General features: G+C 48.6%; 18 protein-coding genes. 2 read left to right on the forward strand and 16 right to left on the reverse strand.

What is annotated here, in order from left to right:
* Positions 1–895 (reverse strand): response regulator (locus PAT3040_RS37630; protein WP_181376925.1); only part of this gene is annotated, 895 nt, incomplete at its 3' end.
* Between the two features lie 4 nt (positions 896–899).
* On the reverse strand, positions 900–2627 hold the full coding sequence (locus tag PAT3040_RS29865; protein WP_181376926.1) for a sensor histidine kinase: 1728 nt from the start codon (positions 2625–2627) through the stop codon (positions 900–902).
* A gap of 281 nt (positions 2628–2908) precedes the next feature.
* On the opposite strand from PAT3040_RS29865, the gene PAT3040_RS29870 reads away from it, so the two are divergent.
* Entirely contained in the window at positions 2909–3841 is a 933-nt protein-coding gene (locus PAT3040_RS29870; RefSeq protein WP_181376927.1) for an AraC family transcriptional regulator, read from the forward strand.
* Positions 3842–3888: 47 nt separating this feature from the next.
* On the opposite strand, the gene PAT3040_RS29875 is transcribed toward PAT3040_RS29870, so the two are convergent.
* The 5 genes from PAT3040_RS29875 to PAT3040_RS29895 form a co-directional block, all read right to left on the reverse strand.
* The gene (locus PAT3040_RS29875) at positions 3889–4245 is read right to left on the reverse strand and encodes a VOC family protein (RefSeq protein ID WP_108995548.1); all 357 of its coding nucleotides are present in this window, start codon (positions 4243–4245) and stop codon (positions 3889–3891) included.
* Positions 4246–4318: 73 nt separating this feature from the next.
* Entirely contained in the window at positions 4319–4900 is a 582-nt protein-coding gene (locus tag PAT3040_RS29880; RefSeq protein ID WP_179215734.1) for an SUKH-4 family immunity protein, read from the reverse strand.
* A 190-nt stretch (positions 4901–5090) separates the two neighbouring features.
* Complete coding sequence (locus PAT3040_RS40175) at positions 5091–5537, reverse strand: double zinc ribbon domain-containing protein (protein ID WP_108995550.1); 447 nt, start codon at positions 5535–5537, stop codon at positions 5091–5093.
* Positions 5538–5656: 119 nt separating this feature from the next.
* A complete protein-coding gene (locus tag PAT3040_RS29890) occupies positions 5657–6343 on the reverse strand; it encodes a DUF6199 family natural product biosynthesis protein (protein ID WP_108995551.1) in 687 nt (228 codons plus the stop codon).
* A 236-nt stretch (positions 6344–6579) separates the two neighbouring features.
* Positions 6580–6987 carry a hypothetical protein gene (locus PAT3040_RS29895; protein ID WP_108995552.1) on the reverse strand — a complete coding sequence of 136 codons (408 nt, stop codon included), beginning with the start codon at positions 6985–6987 and terminating at the stop codon, positions 6580–6582.
* 381 nt (positions 6988–7368) lie between these two features.
* Here PAT3040_RS29895 and PAT3040_RS29900 point away from each other — a divergent pair, with 381 nt between their 5' ends.
* Entirely contained in the window at positions 7369–7785 is a 417-nt protein-coding gene (locus tag PAT3040_RS29900; RefSeq protein ID WP_108995553.1) for a VOC family protein, read from the forward strand.
* Positions 7786–7892: 107 nt separating this feature from the next.
* Here PAT3040_RS29900 and PAT3040_RS29905 read toward each other — a convergent pair whose 3' ends face one another.
* The 9 genes from PAT3040_RS29905 to PAT3040_RS29945 form a co-directional block, all read right to left on the reverse strand.
* Positions 7893–8345, reverse strand: a complete 453-nt coding sequence (locus tag PAT3040_RS29905) for a GNAT family N-acetyltransferase (RefSeq protein WP_108995554.1) — start codon at positions 8343–8345, stop codon at positions 7893–7895.
* Between the two features lie 170 nt (positions 8346–8515).
* A complete protein-coding gene (locus tag PAT3040_RS29910; RefSeq protein WP_108995555.1) occupies positions 8516–9100 on the reverse strand; it encodes a chloramphenicol phosphotransferase CPT family protein in 585 nt (194 codons plus the stop codon).
* Positions 9101–9230: 130 nt separating this feature from the next.
* Complete coding sequence (locus tag PAT3040_RS29915) at positions 9231–10274, reverse strand: alpha/beta fold hydrolase (RefSeq protein ID WP_108995556.1); 1044 nt, start codon at positions 10272–10274, stop codon at positions 9231–9233.
* Positions 10275–10506: 232 nt separating this feature from the next.
* Positions 10507–15537 carry a golvesin C-terminal-like domain-containing protein gene (locus PAT3040_RS29920; protein WP_108995557.1) on the reverse strand — a complete coding sequence of 1677 codons (5031 nt, stop codon included), beginning with the start codon at positions 15535–15537 and terminating at the stop codon, positions 10507–10509.
* A gap of 30 nt (positions 15538–15567) precedes the next feature.
* Positions 15568–16731, reverse strand: a complete 1164-nt coding sequence (locus PAT3040_RS29925) for a glycoside hydrolase family 88 protein (protein WP_108995558.1) — start codon at positions 16729–16731, stop codon at positions 15568–15570.
* A 24-nt stretch (positions 16732–16755) separates the two neighbouring features.
* Positions 16756–17178 (reverse strand): type 2 periplasmic-binding domain-containing protein, encoded by a 423-nt coding sequence (locus PAT3040_RS29930; protein ID WP_108995559.1) that lies wholly within the window; start codon positions 17176–17178, stop codon positions 16756–16758.
* Between the two features lie 36 nt (positions 17179–17214).
* Positions 17215–18339, reverse strand: a complete 1125-nt coding sequence (locus tag PAT3040_RS29935) for an extracellular solute-binding protein (protein WP_108995560.1) — start codon at positions 18337–18339, stop codon at positions 17215–17217.
* A gap of 96 nt (positions 18340–18435) precedes the next feature.
* Positions 18436–19329, reverse strand: coding sequence for a carbohydrate ABC transporter permease (locus PAT3040_RS29940; RefSeq protein ID WP_108995561.1), 894 nt, complete (start codon positions 19327–19329; stop codon positions 18436–18438).
* Positions 19326–20297 carry an ABC transporter permease gene (locus PAT3040_RS29945; RefSeq protein ID WP_108995562.1) on the reverse strand — a complete coding sequence of 324 codons (972 nt, stop codon included), beginning with the start codon at positions 20295–20297 and terminating at the stop codon, positions 19326–19328. Before PAT3040_RS29945 ends, PAT3040_RS29940 begins: the two co-directional genes overlap by 4 nt.
* Between the last annotated feature and the right edge of the window lie 89 nt (positions 20298–20386).

Genomic DNA, 20386 nt, shown 5'->3' on the forward strand with positions numbered 1-20386 from the left:
GCAGCATCTCCCGCGTTCGAATGGCAGGCAGGTGCGCTTCCTCTGTCTCCCGCAACAGCTTAGCATACGCCTCGTCATCGCGTAGCCACCGCCAGTCGGTCCAGCTCCGTTGCAATGACGACTGAAGCGCTGCGGTCTCCGGTTCAGCCATCGCTTCCGCAAGCCAAGCCTCCGGATCGACCCGGTAGACGCGACGCTCCGGTTCGGACAGATAGAACAGCCCCGTCTCCCGGAAGCGCCGCGCCGCTTTGCCGAGCCGATCCCTCTCCAGCTCACACGGCCTCTCGAAACCAAGCACCGTCCATTCTCTTCCCAGCGCTTGCTGCAGGCTTACTGCCCCGCTTTCCTTGTCATCTCCGGGCAAAGGCACGTACCAGACACCGTCATCCAGTTCCTGCGCTTCAGCGACCATATGAGCAAGCTGCTCCGCCGCTTCGCTTCCGCGCTTGCCGCCATAATAGGCGAGCGCCAGCGCCTCCAACGACAAACTTACTTCCGCTATGCGGCCTCGTTGACGATCCTTCCCGATGCGCGCCTTGATCCGGCCCAATACCTGCTCCAACTGCTCCTTCTCCAGCTGTACCTTTGCAATATAATCGATAGCTCCGAGGCGCAGCGCTTCCTGAACAAGCTCGAAATCCTGATGGAATGTCAGCACGACGACTGGGATGTCGGGATGCCGCTCCTTCATGACGTGCATAAGCTCCAGTCCCGACAATACCGGCATCGCCAGGTCGGTAATGACTAGATCCACAGGATTGGCCGACAAAAATTCCAGCGCTTTCTCGCCATTAGCCGCCTCGCCCGCCACTTTCATTCCGAATTTGTCCCATGGCATCAATGCGATAAAGCCGGCTCTAACCAGTTTTTCGTCATCCACCACCAACACGTTCATCTCGTTAAGTCCCCTCCTGTCTGATGGGCAGCTTGAGATAGACGCAAGTGCCTTCACCTTCGACGCTTTCTATGCCGAAGTCCGCGGACTGTCCAAATTGATTTTCCAGCACCTTGCGCACGTAGTAGGTGCCAATGCCAAGACCGATCTTGCCGTCAGTGCCTAGACCGTCCTGCATCAGCATATCCAATTTGGGCTGCGTCATGCCCGCTCCGTTGTCCCGCACCGTAATCGTGAATACCGGCTCGCCGGGCAATCGCCTAATTGTGACGGCGATGACCCCGTCCTCGCCGAGATTGCCGTGGTACAGTGAATTTTCAACGAGAGGCTGCAGGATAAATCGCGGTATCGAGAACTGGAGCACCTCCGGCTCCGCCTGCACGGACACCTGGAATTCGAAGTCGTAGCGGACCCTTTGCAAGGCAAGATAGTCCTGCAGCGCTTCGATTTCCTCCGCGACGGTGGACATATTTCCTTTTTTGCCAAGATTGTAATACAGAAGCTTGTTCAGCGAAGATGCCAGCTCGTCGATCTCGTTGTTGCCCTTGACGCGAGCAAGCCACCGTATCGTATCAAGCGTGTTATGAATAAAATGCGGATTGATCTGGTACAGCAGCTTCTCCGTCTCGAAGTCCGCTCGCCGCCTCTCTTTGATGGCGATATCCTCCAGCAGTTGCCGGATGCGAAGCCGCATCTTCTCGAAATGTCGCAGCAGTTGATCGAACTCCACGATTCGGGTAGACGCGATTGGCGTAGACAAGTCGCCGGTGCCGACCAGTTGGAAACCGCTGTTGATTCTCCTTAGCGGGTCATAAACCATGCGCCAGATCACCCGTGCGAGTATAAGGCCCACAACAAGCGACAGCAGCAGAATGACGCCAACCTGCAGCAGCCAGCGGTTTATCTCCTTATGGTAGGAGCCACTGGGCACCAGACTGACGACCCTCCAGCCTGTATACGCTGGTTCATTAAACAGGTAATACCCAGCACTGCGGATCTTCTTCGTACCGCCCAAAGCGAGACGGCTGCCAAGCGGGAACGCCTTCTCCTCTTCCGTATAAATGACTATGCCGGTGTCGTCCACAATGAGATGCGGGCGATCCGTCCGATCGGTTTCGAGAATATTTTGCGTAAAATTATAGCTTGTTTCCGCATAGATCATCACATGCTTGTTTTCGGGCAAGTCGACTCTTCGAATGACGGATAGTACATTCCGGTGATTAAAACGATCCAGTGATCGATGCGGACGGAAATAGGTGATGCTTAAAGTCTTCGACATGACCGGCAGCTCGTCCAGTCTAAACTCCCTTACCTGCGGCATTGCAAACACCAGCGACTCGCTGGACTCGTCGTAATAAAAGGTCAGTCCAATCACGGGGTTGGTAATGGAGATCAAATTGAGTTCGCTCGTAATCTCCCGTGTCAGCTTCGATTTCTCGTACAGATCGTCCGAAGTCAACCACTCCCCCAGCTTGCTCCCCACGCTGTCGGCGAAAGCGAAGCGCTGTGTGGCGTAGTTCAGACTTTCCAACGTTCCCTGCAACGATGTCGCGAACTGCTTCAGATTGTTCTGAATTTCGTTCTCGATTCGCTGATTCAGCAGCGGATACACGTTGCTGAGATACAGAATCAAAATGGACACGAGCGGCGCGAGCACCATAATCGTAAAAAACAGCACCAGTCGATTCTTGAGAGATCTAGACGACGGAAGCGGTACTGTCTGTTTGTTCATCCCGGCAGCTCCTGTCCTGTCACCAATTAACGTCCGGGGCATTGCGATCCGCCGAGCGTTCTTATTCATAAACTAACATCATGCGATAACCCCGTCAATTGAAACCTCATTACACAAAGAACGCTTGTCACATTATCGCGACAAGCGTTCTCCGTTCGATTACCGATTCGTTTTCATTTATACGGTATTCTGTCATGTTCTTTATCAAATTTCGGGTTTATGTTACGATATTCTTACGTCATTCTGTCCCGTACAAGTCGAAAGCAAAAGGAGACCGAGCCATGTATTCCGGGATGCACCATGAGCAAGTTATCTATCAGAATCCGTTTCTCGCCATGCGAATCTGGCAAATCGATTGCAAGGATACCGCGCCGGAAGCCGTTCAATTGCAGGTCGAGCAGGATTGGAGACAGAAACAATATGCAGAATGGCATTACCACGAAGAGGTAGAGTTTCTCCTTATCCTCAAGGGAGAGCTGACGGCATTTTGCACAGAGGAACGTTTGGTACTGCGCAAAGGGGATATCTGCCTTTTCGGATCCTCCGAACCGCACAGGACGATACAAACAAAGGACGGCAATTTGAGTTACCTCGTGTTCCAAATTGATCTGCGCAAATATTGGGATCAGAGCACGCTGAACAGCATGCGTCACTTTTCGGAAGTTCTTCGTCCGCTCAGCACGTTGAACTACATTTACAGGGAGTGCCGCGATGCGCGCACCCGCTCTGCCGCCCTGATCCGCGATATTTTCAAGGAAATGAACGAGGGCCAGCTTGGTTACGAGCTTGCCGTTTCTTCCCGCATCAAAGATCTTCTCTTATTGCTGCTTAGACATGATGAGCGAATGCAGCTGAATTATAGCGACAACCAATTGGCCCACCGGCTCCAGCCTGCAATCGACTATGTCGAAGAACGACTGGGAAACAAACTATCCGTGGTCGAGGTCAGCAGCCTTCTTAATATGAGCTATACCCACTTTATTAAGACGTTCAAGAAAGCGTTCGGCATGTCCTTTATTGACTTCGTCTCCTACAAGCGAATTAGGAAGGCCGAGCAACAACTGCTTACGAGCGACATCAGCATAGCCGAAGTTGCAGAAGCGGCGGGAGTTTCAAACCTTGGACACTTCTACGATCTGTTCCAACGGTACAACGATTGTTCGCCCAAACAATTCAGGGATCGACATAAGGCGCCGGCCCTCTCCCCCCAATAGCGCATGCAGCAAGCCAGACCAGCGTCCGTTTACGATTGGCCGTAAGCTTACCCTTGTTTATGAGCAAGAATATTAATTAGCTTGCCAAATGGGTCGCGAACATAGAATCTACGAACGCCCCAAGGTTCGTCGACAGGCCCATATTCTATCGGAAATCCGGCTCTCTTCATGCCTTCTAATGCGGCATCCGCATTATCGACTTCAATCGATAATTCAGGCGAAGGCGTTTCTGAACCGCCTTGCGAGGCGATACTAATTTGAACGCTCATCTCCTCGTTTGAACCATAGGTTCTAATCCAACCATGATCCATCATTAAGTCAAGGCCGAGCACATCCTGGTAGAAGGTTTTAGCTGCCGCGATATCCTTCGTGTTTATATTGGCGACAATTCGTTTGACCTTCATTTTAACCCTCCCAGACACAAGCATTGTCCTGCAATATAGAATACTTTCGACCACCGAGTGTTTTAGCGAAGCCCTATAACAAGCCGTCTTCCAGTTGCTCAAGCACGAGGCTCCACCATTGGTTTTCGTTTGCCAGGCTGGCCGCGTCCTTCTCCTCAAACAAAGCCCGCATCCGGGTCAACTCCGTCTTGCGGTCGAAGGCCGGCCGTTTCGGATGTTGCGGGACGATCTCACCGCGGCGGAAGGCGGCCAGCCGTTCACGCATTTGCTCCGCCGTCCATATCGTCGCTTGATCACCTTCAGAGTGACTTGCTGTAAACGATCGGACGCAGGATAAGAACAACAGAAACAAACGGATATCCGAGTTAACGAATCCTGATTGCCCGGAGGTCGGGTGGAAGGAATATAGATGCCCCGAACCTTGAGCCAGCCCCAGAATGGCGCTCTCCGGCTCCCATTCGTATCCGATGGGCAGCAGCTTGCGTTCGCCAGTGTGCAGAAGTCCCATATCCGCGAACGATTGGAAGCGAACGCCTAAGACGGCATCCGCGGGTTCGATAAGAGGAAGCCCTTCTTTAAGCAAAAATGCCTCTACCTTCTCAGGCAAATTGACGGATCTGACGAGATCCGGATCATAAACGACAACACGTTTCAAAGCTCCATTTCCTCCTCTTCTTTCAATACATGATTGTTTAGGTTTGCAGGGAATAAACCATCCCCCTGAAATCCAATCCTATGGTAAGAGAGCTATTCATCTTTTCGACCCCGCGGGCGTTCTCTGGAATATAACGGAATAACAAACGGAGAACGATAGCTCAATTGACGCCTTAAACAACCTGATCTAATTATTTTCCTTTCTTCGAAGCCATCCAGAAGACAAGAATCACGACTGGGATAAATATGAACCACGGAATATTAATTGTACTCTGGGTAATAAAAGCGATCAGTACCAATCCTAATGTACCAAGGATGAGCCATAAACAGCCTCTTCCAAACGTCGCCATAGGTGTGGATCCTCCGCTTTCCCCTGAGGAAATATGACCACTATAATAACGAGAACCTTTTACCGTTTTTGATACAACGGATCCACAATATCTGCATGTTAATGATCCTTGGACCAAACGTTCATTACAGTGCTGGCATGTTGCGGGAGTTGCGTTTCTAGAATAATCTTTAACAGTGTTTGGAGTTCCTTCCATCATTGCATCTTTAAGCGAACTACCACAAATAACACATATTAACGAGCCTTCAGTGTTTGATTCCCCACAATCGGTACATATCTTTACCGCCATTAAGCAATACCATCCTTCTTTTAAAACTGTTTACTACTATAACGTTTGATATGGAATAAGGTTGTGCGTGAACCTGGCCTCTACTCAATAAAAGCGGCAAAAGCAGTATCCACATGCGCCTAGTACGCTTTGAAAGCGACGATTATCGAACCGATCATAACGACAATGCCGCCGACCTTGCTCATTAAATAATAAAAGTCGCTCGGCTCGGGGTTCTCGTACATGAACCGCTGCGGAGATAGGCGGAACATTAAATCTTGGAAGGCTTGGTAACGGAAGCTGCACCAGCCAAAGATCAACAGGCCGATGGCAAAAAACAGAAACCCAGGCATGCCTCGTTTGATATGGTAATCGGGGTAAGCCCCTATTACGAGCGCCGACGGCTGAAAATCTTCTTCCCCTTCTTCCTTGATCCGCTCGCCGTTGGCGTAAACCTGAATAGCCATGACGATATTGCCTTTGTCATCGTAGCTCCATAGCAAGCCATTATTATCCTCGACGCTGTAGACATGGCCGTTCGGATAGGTCACGCGGAACTTGATCGAGTAAGGGTTGCTTATGTCCGCAATCGCATAGGACTGCCCGCCGATGGTCAATGTGCGGTTTAGCTCGTCGTCGATGCGTACTTGGACGGGATCAGCCGTGCTGCTATGGTAGGTGACGAGTCGTTCTTGCTCGCCGGCGAATTTGTACGTATCCTCGTACAGGTAGAAGACGCGATCCGTGAAATAGGGCCTCGACAAGAAGCCCGTCAAGACGGACGCGAAGACAACGGAGACGAAGAAAATAAAACTAGGCGTTTTCATTTTTCGGAATAAAGCTCGGGTAGAAATATTCGCTCATCCTTTCTGCTTCTGCTTTATCCCCTTACGTTCTAATAAGATAGGCGGTTGCAAGCATTTATGCAAGGGTATAATGTGCTGAAGTCGAAGGAGCCCTACAGAGGAATTAGAAGTTGCGCTATCCTGCCCGTTAACGTAATGAAGCTGCCGGTCAGCACCGGCAGCTTCATTTTCGTCATTTATTCAACTATTGTCTCCCGTTAGGTTAGAGTCTCAGAGTTCGTGATCAAACTGAGTATTTCAATTACTTCGACCTCTCCTAATCTTCTTCGGCCCGCCATAAAATGGCCAAGGACGCCTATTTTAATTCGATGTAGATGAATTTCGCGTCTCATCCTAGGGAAAAGTATCCACATTCTTGCAGTACCTTGTATGGACACTGGATTACTCATATCTAAAATAATGTTTCCCGAATCATCTTCAAACTCGGGGTGAATTGCAAATATTCCCGTATCTTTAATATCGTTTCCGTCATATGCAAAATCACAACGTAATCCCTGGAACACAGGTTTCTTTCTTCCGCCTTCTTCTTCGGAATAGAACCGATACCTTATTCTAAAATCAGGAGGGTGATTTCTGACTTTCTCATATGGAACCCAATCTTTCATATATCAAAAACCTCCTCTTGCAAAATCATGAAACAACTAACGCGATAAACTGATGACCTTCTTGAAATTGCCGGTTAAAAAAGATTTCAGCCATGCTTTTTCTTGTGGTAGAAGTGATGGAAGCATTGTTTGGAAATCATTATAATCCTTTCCGACACAGATAGTGGCATCCAATTACTTATATCCGTTCTCAAATAGGGCGAACTATCGTTTTCCATTAGCTGAACAGCCAGCAGGATCTCGGCGGCAGGCTGTGTAATTAACCGGGTTGTCGCGATCTGATCGAGATCCATGAGACCGATGAATTCCCTGATCGGTTGTCGTCTATATAAACGAAGCATAAATGAACACAAACTAATTTGACGAAGAGGTGTTTTGAAAATGGCATTAACGTCCGCATTCATGAGCTTCAACCTGCCTGTAAAAAACGTAGAACAATCGAAAGCGTTCTTCACCGGACTCGGATTCGAGATCAACCCGCAATTCCCGGAAAACGAGAATTCGGTAGCCATCGTGATCGGCGACAACCTGCAGGTCATGCTGATCAAACAAGCAGTCTTTAATACGCTCACGGAGAAGGAATCCGTCGATACGAGCAAGTATGCGCAGATGACGATCGCATTGGCATTCGAGAGTCGGGAAAAGGTCGATGAAATCGTGAATACCGCGGTCTCTTTGGGCGGGAATTTGCACGCTGAACCTGAAGATCATGGGTTCATGTATCATTGGGGCTTCGTGGACTTGGACGGTCATCTGTGGGCCATTAACTGCATGAACATGGATGCGGCACAAGGTTAATGCTAAGAAAATAAACCAGCGGCGGACTAAGACTTGAAAAATAAAGTCTTAGACTGCCGCTGTTGTCATTAAGCTAATGTTTCCCGTTAGTTCAACAAATCGTTCCATTATAAATCTTGTGATAGTCGTATCATGTCTACAACTTGTATACCATTTTCAAATATTTCTTTATCGTAATGCCTAACAAAAAAGTCTCTGTCTACTCCAGTTATTCTAAAGCCGCATTTCTGATAAAGGGCAAGTTGCCCAACACCTGAATTTCCAGTACCGACTTCAATCGTTTTGGATCCTAATTCCCTCGCAATTTGTATTGCATGTTTCACTAACTGTTTCCCGAACCCTCTGCCTTGATTCTTTTCATCAATTGCTACATTTACTAATTCAACTGTATCGGGTCTTGTTGGCAGTAAAACATAGACTCCTATTATTTGATCATTCAGTGAGGCGATATAGCAATGTCCTCTTTGGAGATATTCCTCAACAAGCTTCTGTGAAGGATCCGCTAATAATAATAATTCAAATGGTGGGATTTCGTGTGTATGTAACTTTCGTATTTGCATTTATTACACCTCGATTTTCATTGTTCCCCTGTTCACGAAAGGATTACCACTGACAGAGATATATAATTGAACTATCGTTCTCCGACAGCGGAATGAACTCTCTGAACACTGATAAATGCCCTAAAGCATGAAACATGGTGTTATCTGAAGAATACGGCTTCAATGTATATCTAACTCGTACCGCTTTTTTTATTTAGCTTCTTAAAAGCAGAATATTCACGATTTGATCTAATAAAATTTAATATCAAATTGGCGCATTCATCTGGACTCAAGGTTTCAGTATTTAATTCAAGGTCATACTCATTAAGGCTGTAGACTTTATCATACTGAGAGATTGCTAAACCAATTTCTCTATCTCCCCTTAGTTTTTCTCTCCTTATAAGTTCCTCTTTCGAGCAAGTTATCCCTACAAGCAGTACAGGATGATCCATTAATAAACCTAGAAATGTATTAAAGCGATCTTCAGTATCATTTACTGTATCTACAACGATATTCGTCCCCATTACCGACATAAATTTAATTGTTGAATAAAACAAAGTAATCAATGGTTCAATAATAATATGGGTTGGGCCTTGCACATCATCTGCATATTTGGTGTTAATGAAGTCAATGTAGTCATGAAACAGTCCATTAAAAAAATCATCAATTGATAAATGATAAAACGAGATTTCATTTTGGTTTAATAGTTCAGTCGATATGGAAGTCTTTCCGGAACTTGAAGTTCCATTTAGAAAAACAATTATCCCTTGCTTCAATTAAATACCACCTCTTCAGATAACGTCATTTTTCGAACATAGTAAAATCCGACATAGCTAAAAGATTCACTAAGATCAGAAGGAGGGTTAAGTCCGTCCCATACAGACTTTTCATCTATTCCTCATCCTTCTATTCGTTTCGAAACGTCGTTTCCATCCATTCCGCGAACCGTTCCTCTTCTTCGAACTGAGGGTAATGAGCCGAGTGCTCGTAGACAATAAACGTTTTGTCCGGCGCGTCCAATTCTTCGAAATACGCTTTAGCCGCTTTCGTCGACGTCATATAATCATGCGCTCCCATTACGAAGTAGACCGGTAGTTCGAGCTTCTTCACCAAACTCGTTATCGGCCGCATAGATTCTTCGTTTAATAGTCGGTCCTGTGTCACCGCAATCCCCCTTGCATAACGGATTACATCCAGCAGGTTATATTCCCGGTTCATTAGAAAACCTTCGACATAATCGCGGTTATCGTCAATTAATCTTGCCGCTCCCCCATACTTCCGGATCAGACTTCTCGGCGTAATGTCGCGACCTGCTTCAATATTCTCCCGCATGCCTTCCAGTTGTCTTATATCGCTCTTATCGTCGGCTTCGGTGGCTTGCCCTAGCGCGAAAGCGAAGCTGTCCAGCTCGCTGACGTGATGATTGGCGACTTGTCCGATTCCGATGTATGCCGCGAATTTCTCCGGCGAAGCAGCGACTGCCTGCAAGCCTAAGTACGTACCGTAGGAGTGACCGATTAAAATTACCTTTGATTGCCCCAGTCTATCGGCTACGTAATCTGTAAGCGAGAACAGGTCTTCGACCAGCAGCCCTGCTGTCACGTCCGAATAATCTTCGCCGAACCGATGCGACTTGCCGCTCCCCCTCTGATCGTAATGCACGATGGTAAATTGCTTCTCCAGTCTTTCTTGGTATTTGCGCACGTAAGGGATTTCGGAGCAGCCGGGTCCGCCGTGGACGAAAATGACGATAGGATTATTCCGGTCGGCGCCGCGGATCATGATCTCGTGCCAAGCGCCGTTCAATTTCACCTGCTCCAACGTGGCGATGCTGTTTTCTCCTTTGATCGAAGGTGTCCACGTCGGGAATGCGAGAGCGACCACGACGATAACGGTCAAAGCAAGAATGATTGAGACAGCCTTTTTAGTTTTTCTTCGTTTTCGATTCATTAAGGATGCGCGGCTCTCTTTCCGTATGATTTATGAAATAAGATTTTTTCAGCAATTATCATAACGTCCTGAAGGCTCAACTGTCAAAAGAGAATAAAGTAATAGACTACATTAATCGCCGGTCAAAGCGACGTCTTCAACAAGAAAGCCCGCCGACCTAAGGTTGGCGGGTTAAGTTCTTGGTGGCAAGCAACAAGGAGTCAGCCCTCAAACAGAACTTCTCCTGATTTGTTTAAAGTGTAATGTCGAGTTTGTCATACAATCTGTATACAATGGCGGCAGCCTCTGCTCTTGAAGCTGGTTTATGAGGATGAATAGCATGATTGCTGCCTTGAACTATGCCTTCTCTTACCAATGCCGCTATCTCTGCAATGGCATAAGGGGCGATATCCGCTATGTCCTTGAACGCATCAAGTTCTTTGTTAATTCCGTCCGACCTATATTTGTTATCCATGGCCAACGCCCTGGAAACAATAACCATCATTTCCTGCCTGGAAATTAGCTCGTCAGGCTTGAAGCTGTTACCGCCTATCCCTTTTGTTAGCCCCAGCTTCCGGGCTATGCCAACGGCATTATAATAAACGGAGCGATCGGGTATATCCGCGAAGTTAGCATCAACCGTTGTCGTAATTCCCAGAGCTCGAACCAACGCATCGACAAAGTCCGCTCTCTTTATTCCCGCTGCCGGATTGAAATCTCCTTCGCCATCACCGCTCATAATCCCTTTGGACGCCAATACCCGAATGGAGTGCGCGGCCCAGTAATAATCGGTTATATCGTCAAAGTTTACTACTCGATAGGACACGCCGTACTTCCCTAATTGATTGGTCCTTAGAACAACCGCTCCCAGAGATTCGTCGTAACTTCCCGTCGGGATCGGAATCGCTCGGCCATCTTCAGCCATATAGGAGACGACGATATGCTCATATGCCTTTACTTCCTCCGATGTCGGCGTATAAGGAATGGTCAAGATTATAATAGCCTCCGGGTTGATTGCTGTTATCTTCTGTCCCCCAGCAGCGGCTTTCAACGCAAGGAGAGGTTTTCCCTCTACAGAGGACGCCTCGACGGTAAGCTCGACTTCAGTTGTGGAAGCAAGCTCCGCAGCCGCAAGCATATGGCCGGGAACTTCCACCGTCCCGATCTCCGTCTGAATCCGCAGTTTATCCTGCGCGCCGTAGGAAGTTAAAAATTCGGGTGGAATAACGACAGTGTAAGCAACCGCCCCTGCAATCTCGGGCACATCGACGATCACGAGCCTGCCTCCCTGAATACCGGCTTGGCTGTTGCTGCGAGCTTCCAGAATATTGTCTTTATCTAAAAATGCCTTCGCTTCGCCTGTGTGCTGATCCAATGACGTTGCAGCAACCGTAATCCGATTAGCAGAAACTACGTTGTCGGAAGAAACCGGCATGCTTTCTATCCGCGATCCATTCGTCGGCTCCCCTTCATTGGGATCGACAGGTTCTTCCTTGTTTTCCTTCATGGATACCGTTATCGTTACAGGCGTACCGTCGGATGCCAGAGCGATCTGCAAATTTCGGGCGCTGCCCCAAGCCGTTGTGACCTCTTCCTGTAATTGCGCGGCCGCATCGGCTGGCCATTCTATCCTCATGGATGAATTTCCCGCTTGATAAATGAGCGTATTATCGCCGAATACAGCAGGTTCCGTACCCGCTACGCCGGATGCGACCGGCAAGTTAACGTATGACTCTTGAGCTTCCTCCTCCAGCTGAAGACTGACCTTTATTAACGTTTGCTGCTCTCCCAGCTCATACCTCCAGACCAGCTCTCCTTTGGGAGCGGTCAATGGTGTCCGTAGCTCGAAGATTTCATCCTGCACAATCCAGGTCAGAGACGTACGCTCTTCGCCCGTATAAAAAAATTTCCCGTTGTGATCCTTGCCGAAAACGCCGGAATGCGTAATATCGGACGGTGACGTGACGGTGCCGTTCTTGTTGTTCCGCAACGAGGAAACGACGCTTCCTGTTCCCTCTCCCCACATAACGGTTGGACCGCCTCCAAATTTGGCCTGCGGAATCTTGCCGGAAACCCCCGTTACATCATAAAATACGACTCCGTACAGCGGTCCTCGCTTCCATGCTACTTGCCCCGGAAGCTCCCAGGTGCCAAACTCGCTGTCAATCGGAAGCGCGGCGGGCTCTATTGCAACAGGCTTGCTAAACGCCGAATAAATGATATGCGGCCAATAGCTGATGGTATCGTATGCTCCTGATTCAAGCGGCAACAGAGCCCGAAGCACCTTTAACGCCCATTCGTCCGTATTGATCCTATGCGGCATTACATCTCCGCCCGCTAAATCGTTCGGGTCCGCGGAAGGACCGGGCCACATCAAATATCGGGTCAGCGACAAAGGCATTTCGGAACGCATCATAATGTCTCCCGGATAGGTCGCCTGATGAATGGGGGTATTCGTTCTCGTGTTTATCGCTGTAGGCGAAGCGATGCTGCCATCCGGCTGCGGCAGCCAATAAAAGCTTTTAAAATAGAGGTTTTTTTCGATCCCCGCCCGCAATTTCTCCAAAATAACGGGATCGGCGGCTCCGCTCTCTTTATAAACCAAATAGGAGGCCACCATGTGGAAAGAGCTGAGACTGTCATAGTTGCCGTCCGGACCAAAGTTCTCCATATAAAAACCCGTCGGATGTAATCCCATCAGTTTGGAGCTTGCTCCGTGGGTGCCATCCATAAAAGCTGCGGCCATTTTTTCGAAATTACGCAAAAACCGGGTTTCTCCCGTCGCCTCATACATGTATAATTGCGCGAGTATGTTATGCGACCATTGATTGGAGAGAAAACTTCTGGCATCCGCGTTTTTATCCAAAAAGGCGGTAACGGCTTCTTCCCAAAGGGCGGCGGTCTCCGCGTCCACCTTTTCGTGAAGCAGTAAAAAAGGATCAACGACCATGGGACCAACCATTATAAAATAATTCGTGCTAGGGACAGGCAGATCCCTTAGATCGGAATCCTTATAGGTAAAGTCCCCCTGAAGCCACGCCAGAAAACTCATGGAGTTTAACACCGCGCGTTTTAATAAGGCCTCGTTTTCGTAGGCAGGGTTCATCTGCCCCGGCACGGCGACCGCGGCAGCCATCGCGCCGGCAAAGGAGGAATATTGATTTTTGACCGGCCTCGCAGGATCATAATCAAGAATCATGCCGAAACCCGGATCGTCCTTGTCCAATATCTGATGCTCAAAGGCATAGTCCAACCCTTGAAGACTGCCGTATTTTCCGTACAATAGCGCCTCCATGCGAGGATTGGCGAGATCCAACGGCACTTCTTCCGGAAAATCCAGCTCTACCTCCAACGACTGCTCCGCAAGCTCAATCATCTTCTCCCTAAGCCTTGCCTGCAGCTTGCCGGGCATGATAAACCCTTCTGCTTCAAACGTTCCTCCCTTTAATGCCAGCGCAGCTTCAGCTGTAGGGGCTAACAATGCCGGCGTTCCGTCGATTACGATATAGCCCCCGAATCCGTTCAAATCCAATGACCATACCTCATTAACCGGCGTGGAGTCCAATTGAATGACGTTTCTGCCTCCCACATTCGTCAGATTGCCGGCCACTGCTCCCGTTTGATTGCGCAAGGTTACATGCGGCGCATTGCCAAAAGCCTCGAGAAAAAAATATCCTTTTCCCAAATTAGGCATAAAGGTCGGAAGCTGGTTTTGTTGCGTGATGTCGGCAAGATAAATATAAGCCGTTTTGGGCGTTGTTTCGGTAATGCCTAATGCCATCTCGCCCCGCACGCCCCAAACATCCGTCTCCGGCAGGCCGATTTCAAGGATATCTCCCTCTCGTCCGCCTGTAAATGAGACGGTCCATATGCCGGGTTGTCCCGAAGGAATCGTGAGGATTTCGATTTGCTTGCCGGGAAGCTGACTGCTGAAATCGTGAAGGAGCACCATATTGCCGTCGGGATCAAATACTTTGGCATAAGCTGTAGGGACAAATGGTTCAAAGGTCGGCGTTTGCGTGGTACGGCTCAAATACACCTCTTGCGGACCGCTGCCGTCGTATTGGGCCAGCACCCCAAACCCTCTGTTATCTCCCGTCAATACTTTATTGACGGAAACCTGGTACACTGGAAAACGTTCCGCCAAATCACCGTCCAGCCCAGGGGCAATCGGCGTCGTTTGACCCGGCGAAGGCGTGGCAGTTGGAGCAGTTGTTGGTGTAGGAGCAGGAGTGACCTCCTTTGTCGTCCACTCGAATTTCACCGCGTCCGCAAGCGTATAACCTGGATGCGAGGCAAGTATTTTCAAATAATTATCCGTGCCCTGCGAGAGCGCGAATGTGCCGATTTCAACCCACTTATTTCGGTCATCCCTCTGATTGATGGTGAAATCCGTACTTAACCCATCCCTATGCTTGATCTCGAGCGGCGCCGCTTCCGGTCTCGTGCCATGCGGCGGAACCCACATCGATATGATGTAGTTGCCTTCCACAGGGATATCGGGCGTAAACATGGCCCATTTGGTCGGATTGGCGCCAGCCGAACCGTCATGATAATAACGCGAGCTTTGTGTTCCGCCTACTCCTTGTCCAACTACCCATGGCGAATCCGTCGTAAACCCTTCGTCGTCATTATAAACAAATACGGTTACGTTTTCGGGCGGAATAGTCGGGCTTGTTGTCGGCGAAGGCGATGGAGTAGGGGAAGGCGTAGATGAAGGCGATGAAGTGGAAGTAGGCGACGGATCAGGCGTCTCCGCTTCAGCCACCCATTCGAATTTCACGGCGTCGGCAAGCGTGGTTCCTGCATCCGAGGCTAATAATTTCAGATAATTTTCTGTACCCTCTGATAACAGGAATGTACCAATTTTCACCCATTTGTTGCTGTTTGCCTTTTGATTAATGGTCAGATCCGTGCTGATGCCGTCCCTATATTTGATCTCGAGCGGCGCAGCTTCGGGCCTTGTGCCGAAAGGCGGCACCCACATGGATATGGTGTAATATCCTTCCACCGGGATGTCAGGCGTGAACTGCGCCCACTTGGCCGGATCTGCGCCTGTCGATCCGTCATGATAATAACGCGAGCTTTGCGTGTAGCCAACCCCTTGTCCAATTACCCACGGAGAATCCGTGGTGAACCCCTCGTCATCGTTATACACGATAACTACGATACTTTCTGCCATTGCCTTGTTGTTCTCCATGCCGAAGATAGAACCCCCAAGAAGACTTTGGACCAATAAAGCGATAAGCATAACTTTAATGAGGACTTTACGAGACATTGTCATGAATTACCCTCCTCTTTGCGCTCGATCCCCTTACCAGCAATCGGTCAATGGTTTGGACAGCCGCTTGGACAGCGCTTCCATAAAAAAGTAATCCCCATAGATCGTATACATCCGTTTGCCATTAGATTGCTGAAGCAGTCCCGGACAGTCCGGGTTATAATCCGTATACGCCTCCTCGGACAACTTCAGCAACAGCCGGTCCGTCCATTCCTTGAGAAGAACGTTGCCCGGGTCGAACCGCAGAATCTCCATAAATGCGTTGGCTGCGATAGCTGCGGCGGAGCTGTCTCTGTGGTCGGGTTCTTGCTCGGGCAAGCGGAAGTCCCAGACAGGCACTATCTTGTCGTCCAACTGGCTGATAAAATGCTCGGAAAGCCGGATAGCAGTCTCCAGATAGAGCCTGTTGCCCGTGTACCGATAAGCTATGGCGAAGCCGTACATCGCCCATGTCGTGCCCCTCGCCCAATAGGATTCGACACTATGGCCACAATGATTGTCGCCTCCAACCGGCTGTCCGGTGTCCGAATCGAAGCGGTAGGCATGATAGACGGAACCGTCCGGCCTGACCATCCGTTTCATCGTCATATCCGCATGTTTTATGGCGATGTCTCTGTAATAATAATTGCCCGTCTCTTCTGTCGCCCAGAACAGGAGAGGCAGATTCATCATCGTGTCTATAATCGCGATCCCGCTTCCCCATGATGACGGATCATTTTCATCCATTCTGCCCCATGCTTTGAGGTACTCCCCTTTGACTACATACCTGGATGCCAGAACTTCCGCCGACCGCAACGCGGTCTTGCGATGGTTCAAATCGCCAATTAATTTATAAAGCTTTACGCAATAAGGACTGTACAGAAAACCGAGATCGTGCATCGTGTTATCCGCATGCTCGAACACCTTCTTTTCGTAAGAGCCTTGCAGTCCGTTAGCCCATCTCAGCAGGGAGCGGTCATCAGAACTCTCGTATGCGATGAGCGCCCAGCCCGTAAAGAAGGATGGAACCCAGCAGCCGATATGATAAAAGTCCAACATGCTCTCGTACGACTCCTCAAAATACCGGCCATCCTTCGACTCCGCAATTTCCCGGAGACCGCCGGGAAATTGCGCGATACCGGCATAAATCTTCTTTATGCCAACCTGCCATGCCTGCTCAAGCTTTGCCTCTATTGGTCCTGTAATGGTTTCCTTCATGTATGATTCATCCTTTCATCCCGCTCACTTTTGATTGGTTGCGTAGATCTCGTTGACTTCCTTGGTCAACACTTCGCCGCCAGCCTTTTTCCATTTCCCGATGAAGTCATCGAATCCACTATCCAAATCGACATCGCCCGTAATAAATTTAATGAAGTATTCACTCTCCATATTTTTGATATCCGGGAACTGGCTGGCGGAAGGGATATTAAATTTGACCTGATCATACATTAACGGAATATCCTTAACGACTTGCTTTCTCCATTCGAGATCTTCCGTTGGATATCTCAGCAGCTCGCCTTCCAGCGACTTGCTGGACAATATACCGTAATAAGCCCCGATGCCAAGATTGTTAAGCTTGTCTGCGGTCATCTCTGTTTTTATGACAGGCAGGCCGTTAACCAAATCATGGTGAACGCCTTCCTCGCCAAAGTTCAGATATTTCATTACTTCCGGGTCCGAATAGGCCGCATTTAATATTTCTTAGATTTTTTCTCTCTTGCCCGGCGTCTTATCCACATCGACTCCCATCCCCATGTAATTGCCCGTCAATCCCCATGCCATTCCATGCCCCGTGTATTCCGGAGCCGCTACCTGAGTTCCCGCGATCGTCGGGAAGTAGGTGCTGTCCGTCTCCTTGATTTGCTTGCGCAGCGTCGGACGTTGATAATTCCATTGGTCGAACTTCACGCCTACCAAGCCGTTCTCAAATTCCTTCTTATTGCCATCCGCCGTAATAAATTCGGGATCTAGCACCCCGTCCTTGAACCATTTATTCAGCAACTTAAACGCCTCGCGCGCATTTTCGGTCGTCATGCCGTATGCAAGACCGCCGTTTCCGTCCTCTACCCAAAACTGCGGCTGCACGTCAAAGGCGCCGAAAACGTAAGGGAAGCTTTGGTTAAGATCAGCTAACGACCCTTTTCCAGTTAAACCGTAAGTATCTTTTTTGCTGTTTTGGTCCGGGTCATTATTCCGGAATTTATATATCACATCCTCCAGCTCCTCGAGCGTTGCCGGCGGAGCATCGTAACCGATAGCTTTCAACCAATTTTCATTGTAATAAGGAAGCAACGGATAAATCCCATCTACATTCGTAATCGGAATGCCGTAATTTTTGCCATTGATCAGTCCGTTCGACCAGGCTGCCGGATTATTATCGTCGACAAGCTTGGCCAAGCTAGGCATTTTCGCTTTTATCTCATCGATAGGCAGCTCTGCCAGCAGATTTTGTCCGCTATAGGCGTTGACATCTGCAATGCCCCATAAGAGCCACACATCCGGAAGCTCATCGGAAGCCAGGCGAACATTCAACTGATCCTTCCAATTTGCTCGGTCAATCCGAATGTTCTTGATTTTGACATTAAATTTCTCCTCGATATACTTCTGCCCAATGCTGCCATCCTCTGCGGGGAAGTTAAAGCTTAACCAAGCAATTTCAATCGGCTCATCGTTTGCCGTTGCGGATGGTTCGGAACTGGCGGACGGCTTGTTTGTTGCTTCGCCGTTTTTGCCGCTTCCATTGCTGCTCCCCTTGTTGCCGCCGGAGCATCCTGCTGCCAATGCCACAATTAATGCCACAATTCCTAGCTTTGTTATCCATTTCATCTCTACTTGCGCCTCCCTTTATATGTTCATTGATTTATATTAAAACAGAGGTTCCCGAACGTTCAGGACTTCCGCTTCAATCACGGAACTTGCAGATTAACCTTTAAGAGATCCGAGCATGATTCCTTTCACAAAGTGCTTCTGAATAAACGGGAACACCAGCAATAGAGGGATTGTTCCAATCATCAGCACTGCCGCTTTGATCGTCTCCGGCACAATCGGGATGCTGTCGCCAGCTGCTTGTTGCATGAGAAGCTGCACGTCGGCATCGCTGTTCTCGACAATTAGCCTTCGCAAATATATTTGCAGCACAATCTTGCTTTGATCCTGAATATAGATGAGTCCGTTAAACCATTCATTCCAATGATAGACGGCGATCCAAAGCGATATCGTCGCCAGAATCGGCTTCGAAAGCGGAAGAACGAGCTGAAACAAAATGCGTAAATCATTCGCTCCGTCTATCTTCACGGATTCCTCAAGCTCGCTCGGAATACTCATAAAAAAGTTTCTCATGATGAGCATGTAAAACGTATTAAACAATCCGGGGATGATCAGCGCCCAACGTGTATCGTACAACCCGATCTCTTTAATAAGCAGGAACGTCGGAATGAGTCCCCCGCTAAAGAACATAGTAACGATGACCGCCATTGTAATAAAGCTGCGATGGGGCAAATGTTTTTTCGAAAGCGCATATGCGCCTAGCGACATCACGAATACAGACAAAAAGGTGCCGACCAGGGTTCGATATATCGTGTTGCCAAAGCCGACCCATATCCCTTGGAGCTTGACCGCTTGCTCATACGCTGCCATCGTGAACGCTTTCGGATACAAATGGATGCCAGGCCGTATCGCTTCCGCAGGAGAGCTGAGCGAAACCGACAGCACATGGATAAATGGATACAGCGTCGAAATACAGAGCAAGGTTACAGTGACAACGGCAATTACTTGAAAAGCCGCTTCGCCGAATGTCATTCTGCTAAATGCTTTCATAGAATCCCCTCCTGACCGAGCTTCTTCACCATATAATTGGTAAACAGGACAAGGGAGAACGCGATTACGTTTTTAAACAAGCCAACCGCCGTTGTGAAGCTGTACTGCAGCTGCATTAAACCAACACGGTATACATACGTATCCAGAATGTCGGCCACGCTGTACACGGCCGGATTGTACAAATTAAATATTTGATCGAAGCCGGCGTTTAGAATTTGACCTGTCTTAAAGATAAACAAGATTGCAATCACGCTCATAATGCTTGGAAGCGTAATATGAGTCGTCTGCTTCCAGCGACCGGCCCCGTCCATCTTCGCCGCTTCGTACAAATGCGGATCAATGCCCGTCATTGCAGCCAAATAAATAATCGTGCCCCAGCCGATTTCCTTCCATATCGATGATAGAATCAAAGTAAAACGGAAGTAATTCGGATCGCCAAGAAAATAAATCGGTTCGATGCCAAGCCACCCCAGCACCGCATTAACTGCTCCGGTCGTCGGTGAGAGAATGGTAATCAACAAACCGCCGAGTACGACCCAAGAAAGGAAATGCGGCAAATAGGATATAATTTGACTCACTCGCTTAAACAACTCTACCCGCAGCTCATTAAAGATAAGGGCGAGCAAAATCGGGGCCGGAAATCCAAAAATAATATGGTAAAAACTTATGATGACTGTGTTTTTTAAAATTTTGTAGAAGTCCGGAGATGCATTGAACATGTAGTCGAAATGTTTGACTCCAACCCAAGGACTGTTCCAAATTCCGTCCCTGATCATATAATCCTTAAAAGCAATCTGTATGCCGTACAGCGGGCCGTACTCGAATATGGCATAATAAACAAATAGAGGAATCAACATGAGAAACAAATACTTGCTCTTCTTATACTTCGTCCAGCGCGACTCGCGTCTCTCGCCGCTCCGAAGATGACGTGCAGACGCATTTGACAGCGCATTCATCTTGCTGTTCATTCCCTTGCTCCTTTCATCCTGTGTCGATGTATCTTGGTTATGGACTCAATGTAACATTTGGGATGGTTTATGATCTATTGAACAATTTG

The sequence above is a fragment of the Paenibacillus agaridevorans genome (assembly GCF_003112455.1).
In the GTDB taxonomy this organism is placed as follows: domain Bacteria; phylum Bacillota; class Bacilli; order Paenibacillales; family Paenibacillaceae; genus Pristimantibacillus; species Pristimantibacillus agaridevorans.

Bases quoted from the DNA above. Each gene is read 5' to 3' on its own strand.
- PAT3040_RS29890 (WP_108995551.1), bottom strand. From the start codon at position 6,343: ATGAAAACGCCTAGTTTTATTTTCTTCGTCTCCGTTGTCTTCGCGTCC.
- PAT3040_RS29875 (WP_108995548.1), bottom strand. From the start codon at position 4,245: ATGAAGGTCAAACGAATTGTCGCCAATATAAACACGAAGGATATCGCG.
- PAT3040_RS29925 (WP_108995558.1), bottom strand. From the start codon at position 16,731: ATGAAGGAAACCATTACAGGACCAATAGAGGCAAAGCTTGAGCAGGCA.
- PAT3040_RS40175 (WP_108995550.1), bottom strand. From the start codon at position 5,537: ATGGCGGTAAAGATATGTACCGATTGTGGGGAATCAAACACTGAAGGC.
- PAT3040_RS29870 (WP_181376927.1), top strand. From the start codon at position 2,909: ATGTATTCCGGGATGCACCATGAGCAAGTTATCTATCAGAATCCGTTT.
- PAT3040_RS29865 (WP_181376926.1), bottom strand. From the start codon at position 2,627: ATGAACAAACAGACAGTACCGCTTCCGTCGTCTAGATCTCTCAAGAAT.
- PAT3040_RS29915 (WP_108995556.1), bottom strand. From the start codon at position 10,274: ATGAATCGAAAACGAAGAAAAACTAAAAAGGCTGTCTCAATCATTCTT.
- PAT3040_RS29930 (WP_108995559.1), bottom strand. From the start codon at position 17,178: ATGAAATATCTGAACTTTGGCGAGGAAGGCGTTCACCATGATTTGGTT.
- PAT3040_RS29895 (WP_108995552.1), bottom strand. From the start codon at position 6,987: ATGAAAGATTGGGTTCCATATGAGAAAGTCAGAAATCACCCTCCTGAT.
- PAT3040_RS29940 (WP_108995561.1), bottom strand. From the start codon at position 19,329: ATGAAAGCATTTAGCAGAATGACATTCGGCGAAGCGGCTTTTCAAGTA.
- PAT3040_RS29945 (WP_108995562.1), bottom strand. From the start codon at position 20,297: ATGAACAGCAAGATGAATGCGCTGTCAAATGCGTCTGCACGTCATCTT.
- PAT3040_RS29935 (WP_108995560.1), bottom strand. From the start codon at position 18,339: ATGAAATGGATAACAAAGCTAGGAATTGTGGCATTAATTGTGGCATTG.
- PAT3040_RS29900 (WP_108995553.1), top strand. From the start codon at position 7,369: ATGGCATTAACGTCCGCATTCATGAGCTTCAACCTGCCTGTAAAAAAC.
- PAT3040_RS29920 (WP_108995557.1), bottom strand. From the start codon at position 15,537: ATGACAATGTCTCGTAAAGTCCTCATTAAAGTTATGCTTATCGCTTTA.
- PAT3040_RS29905 (WP_108995554.1), bottom strand. From the start codon at position 8,345: ATGCAAATACGAAAGTTACATACACACGAAATCCCACCATTTGAATTA.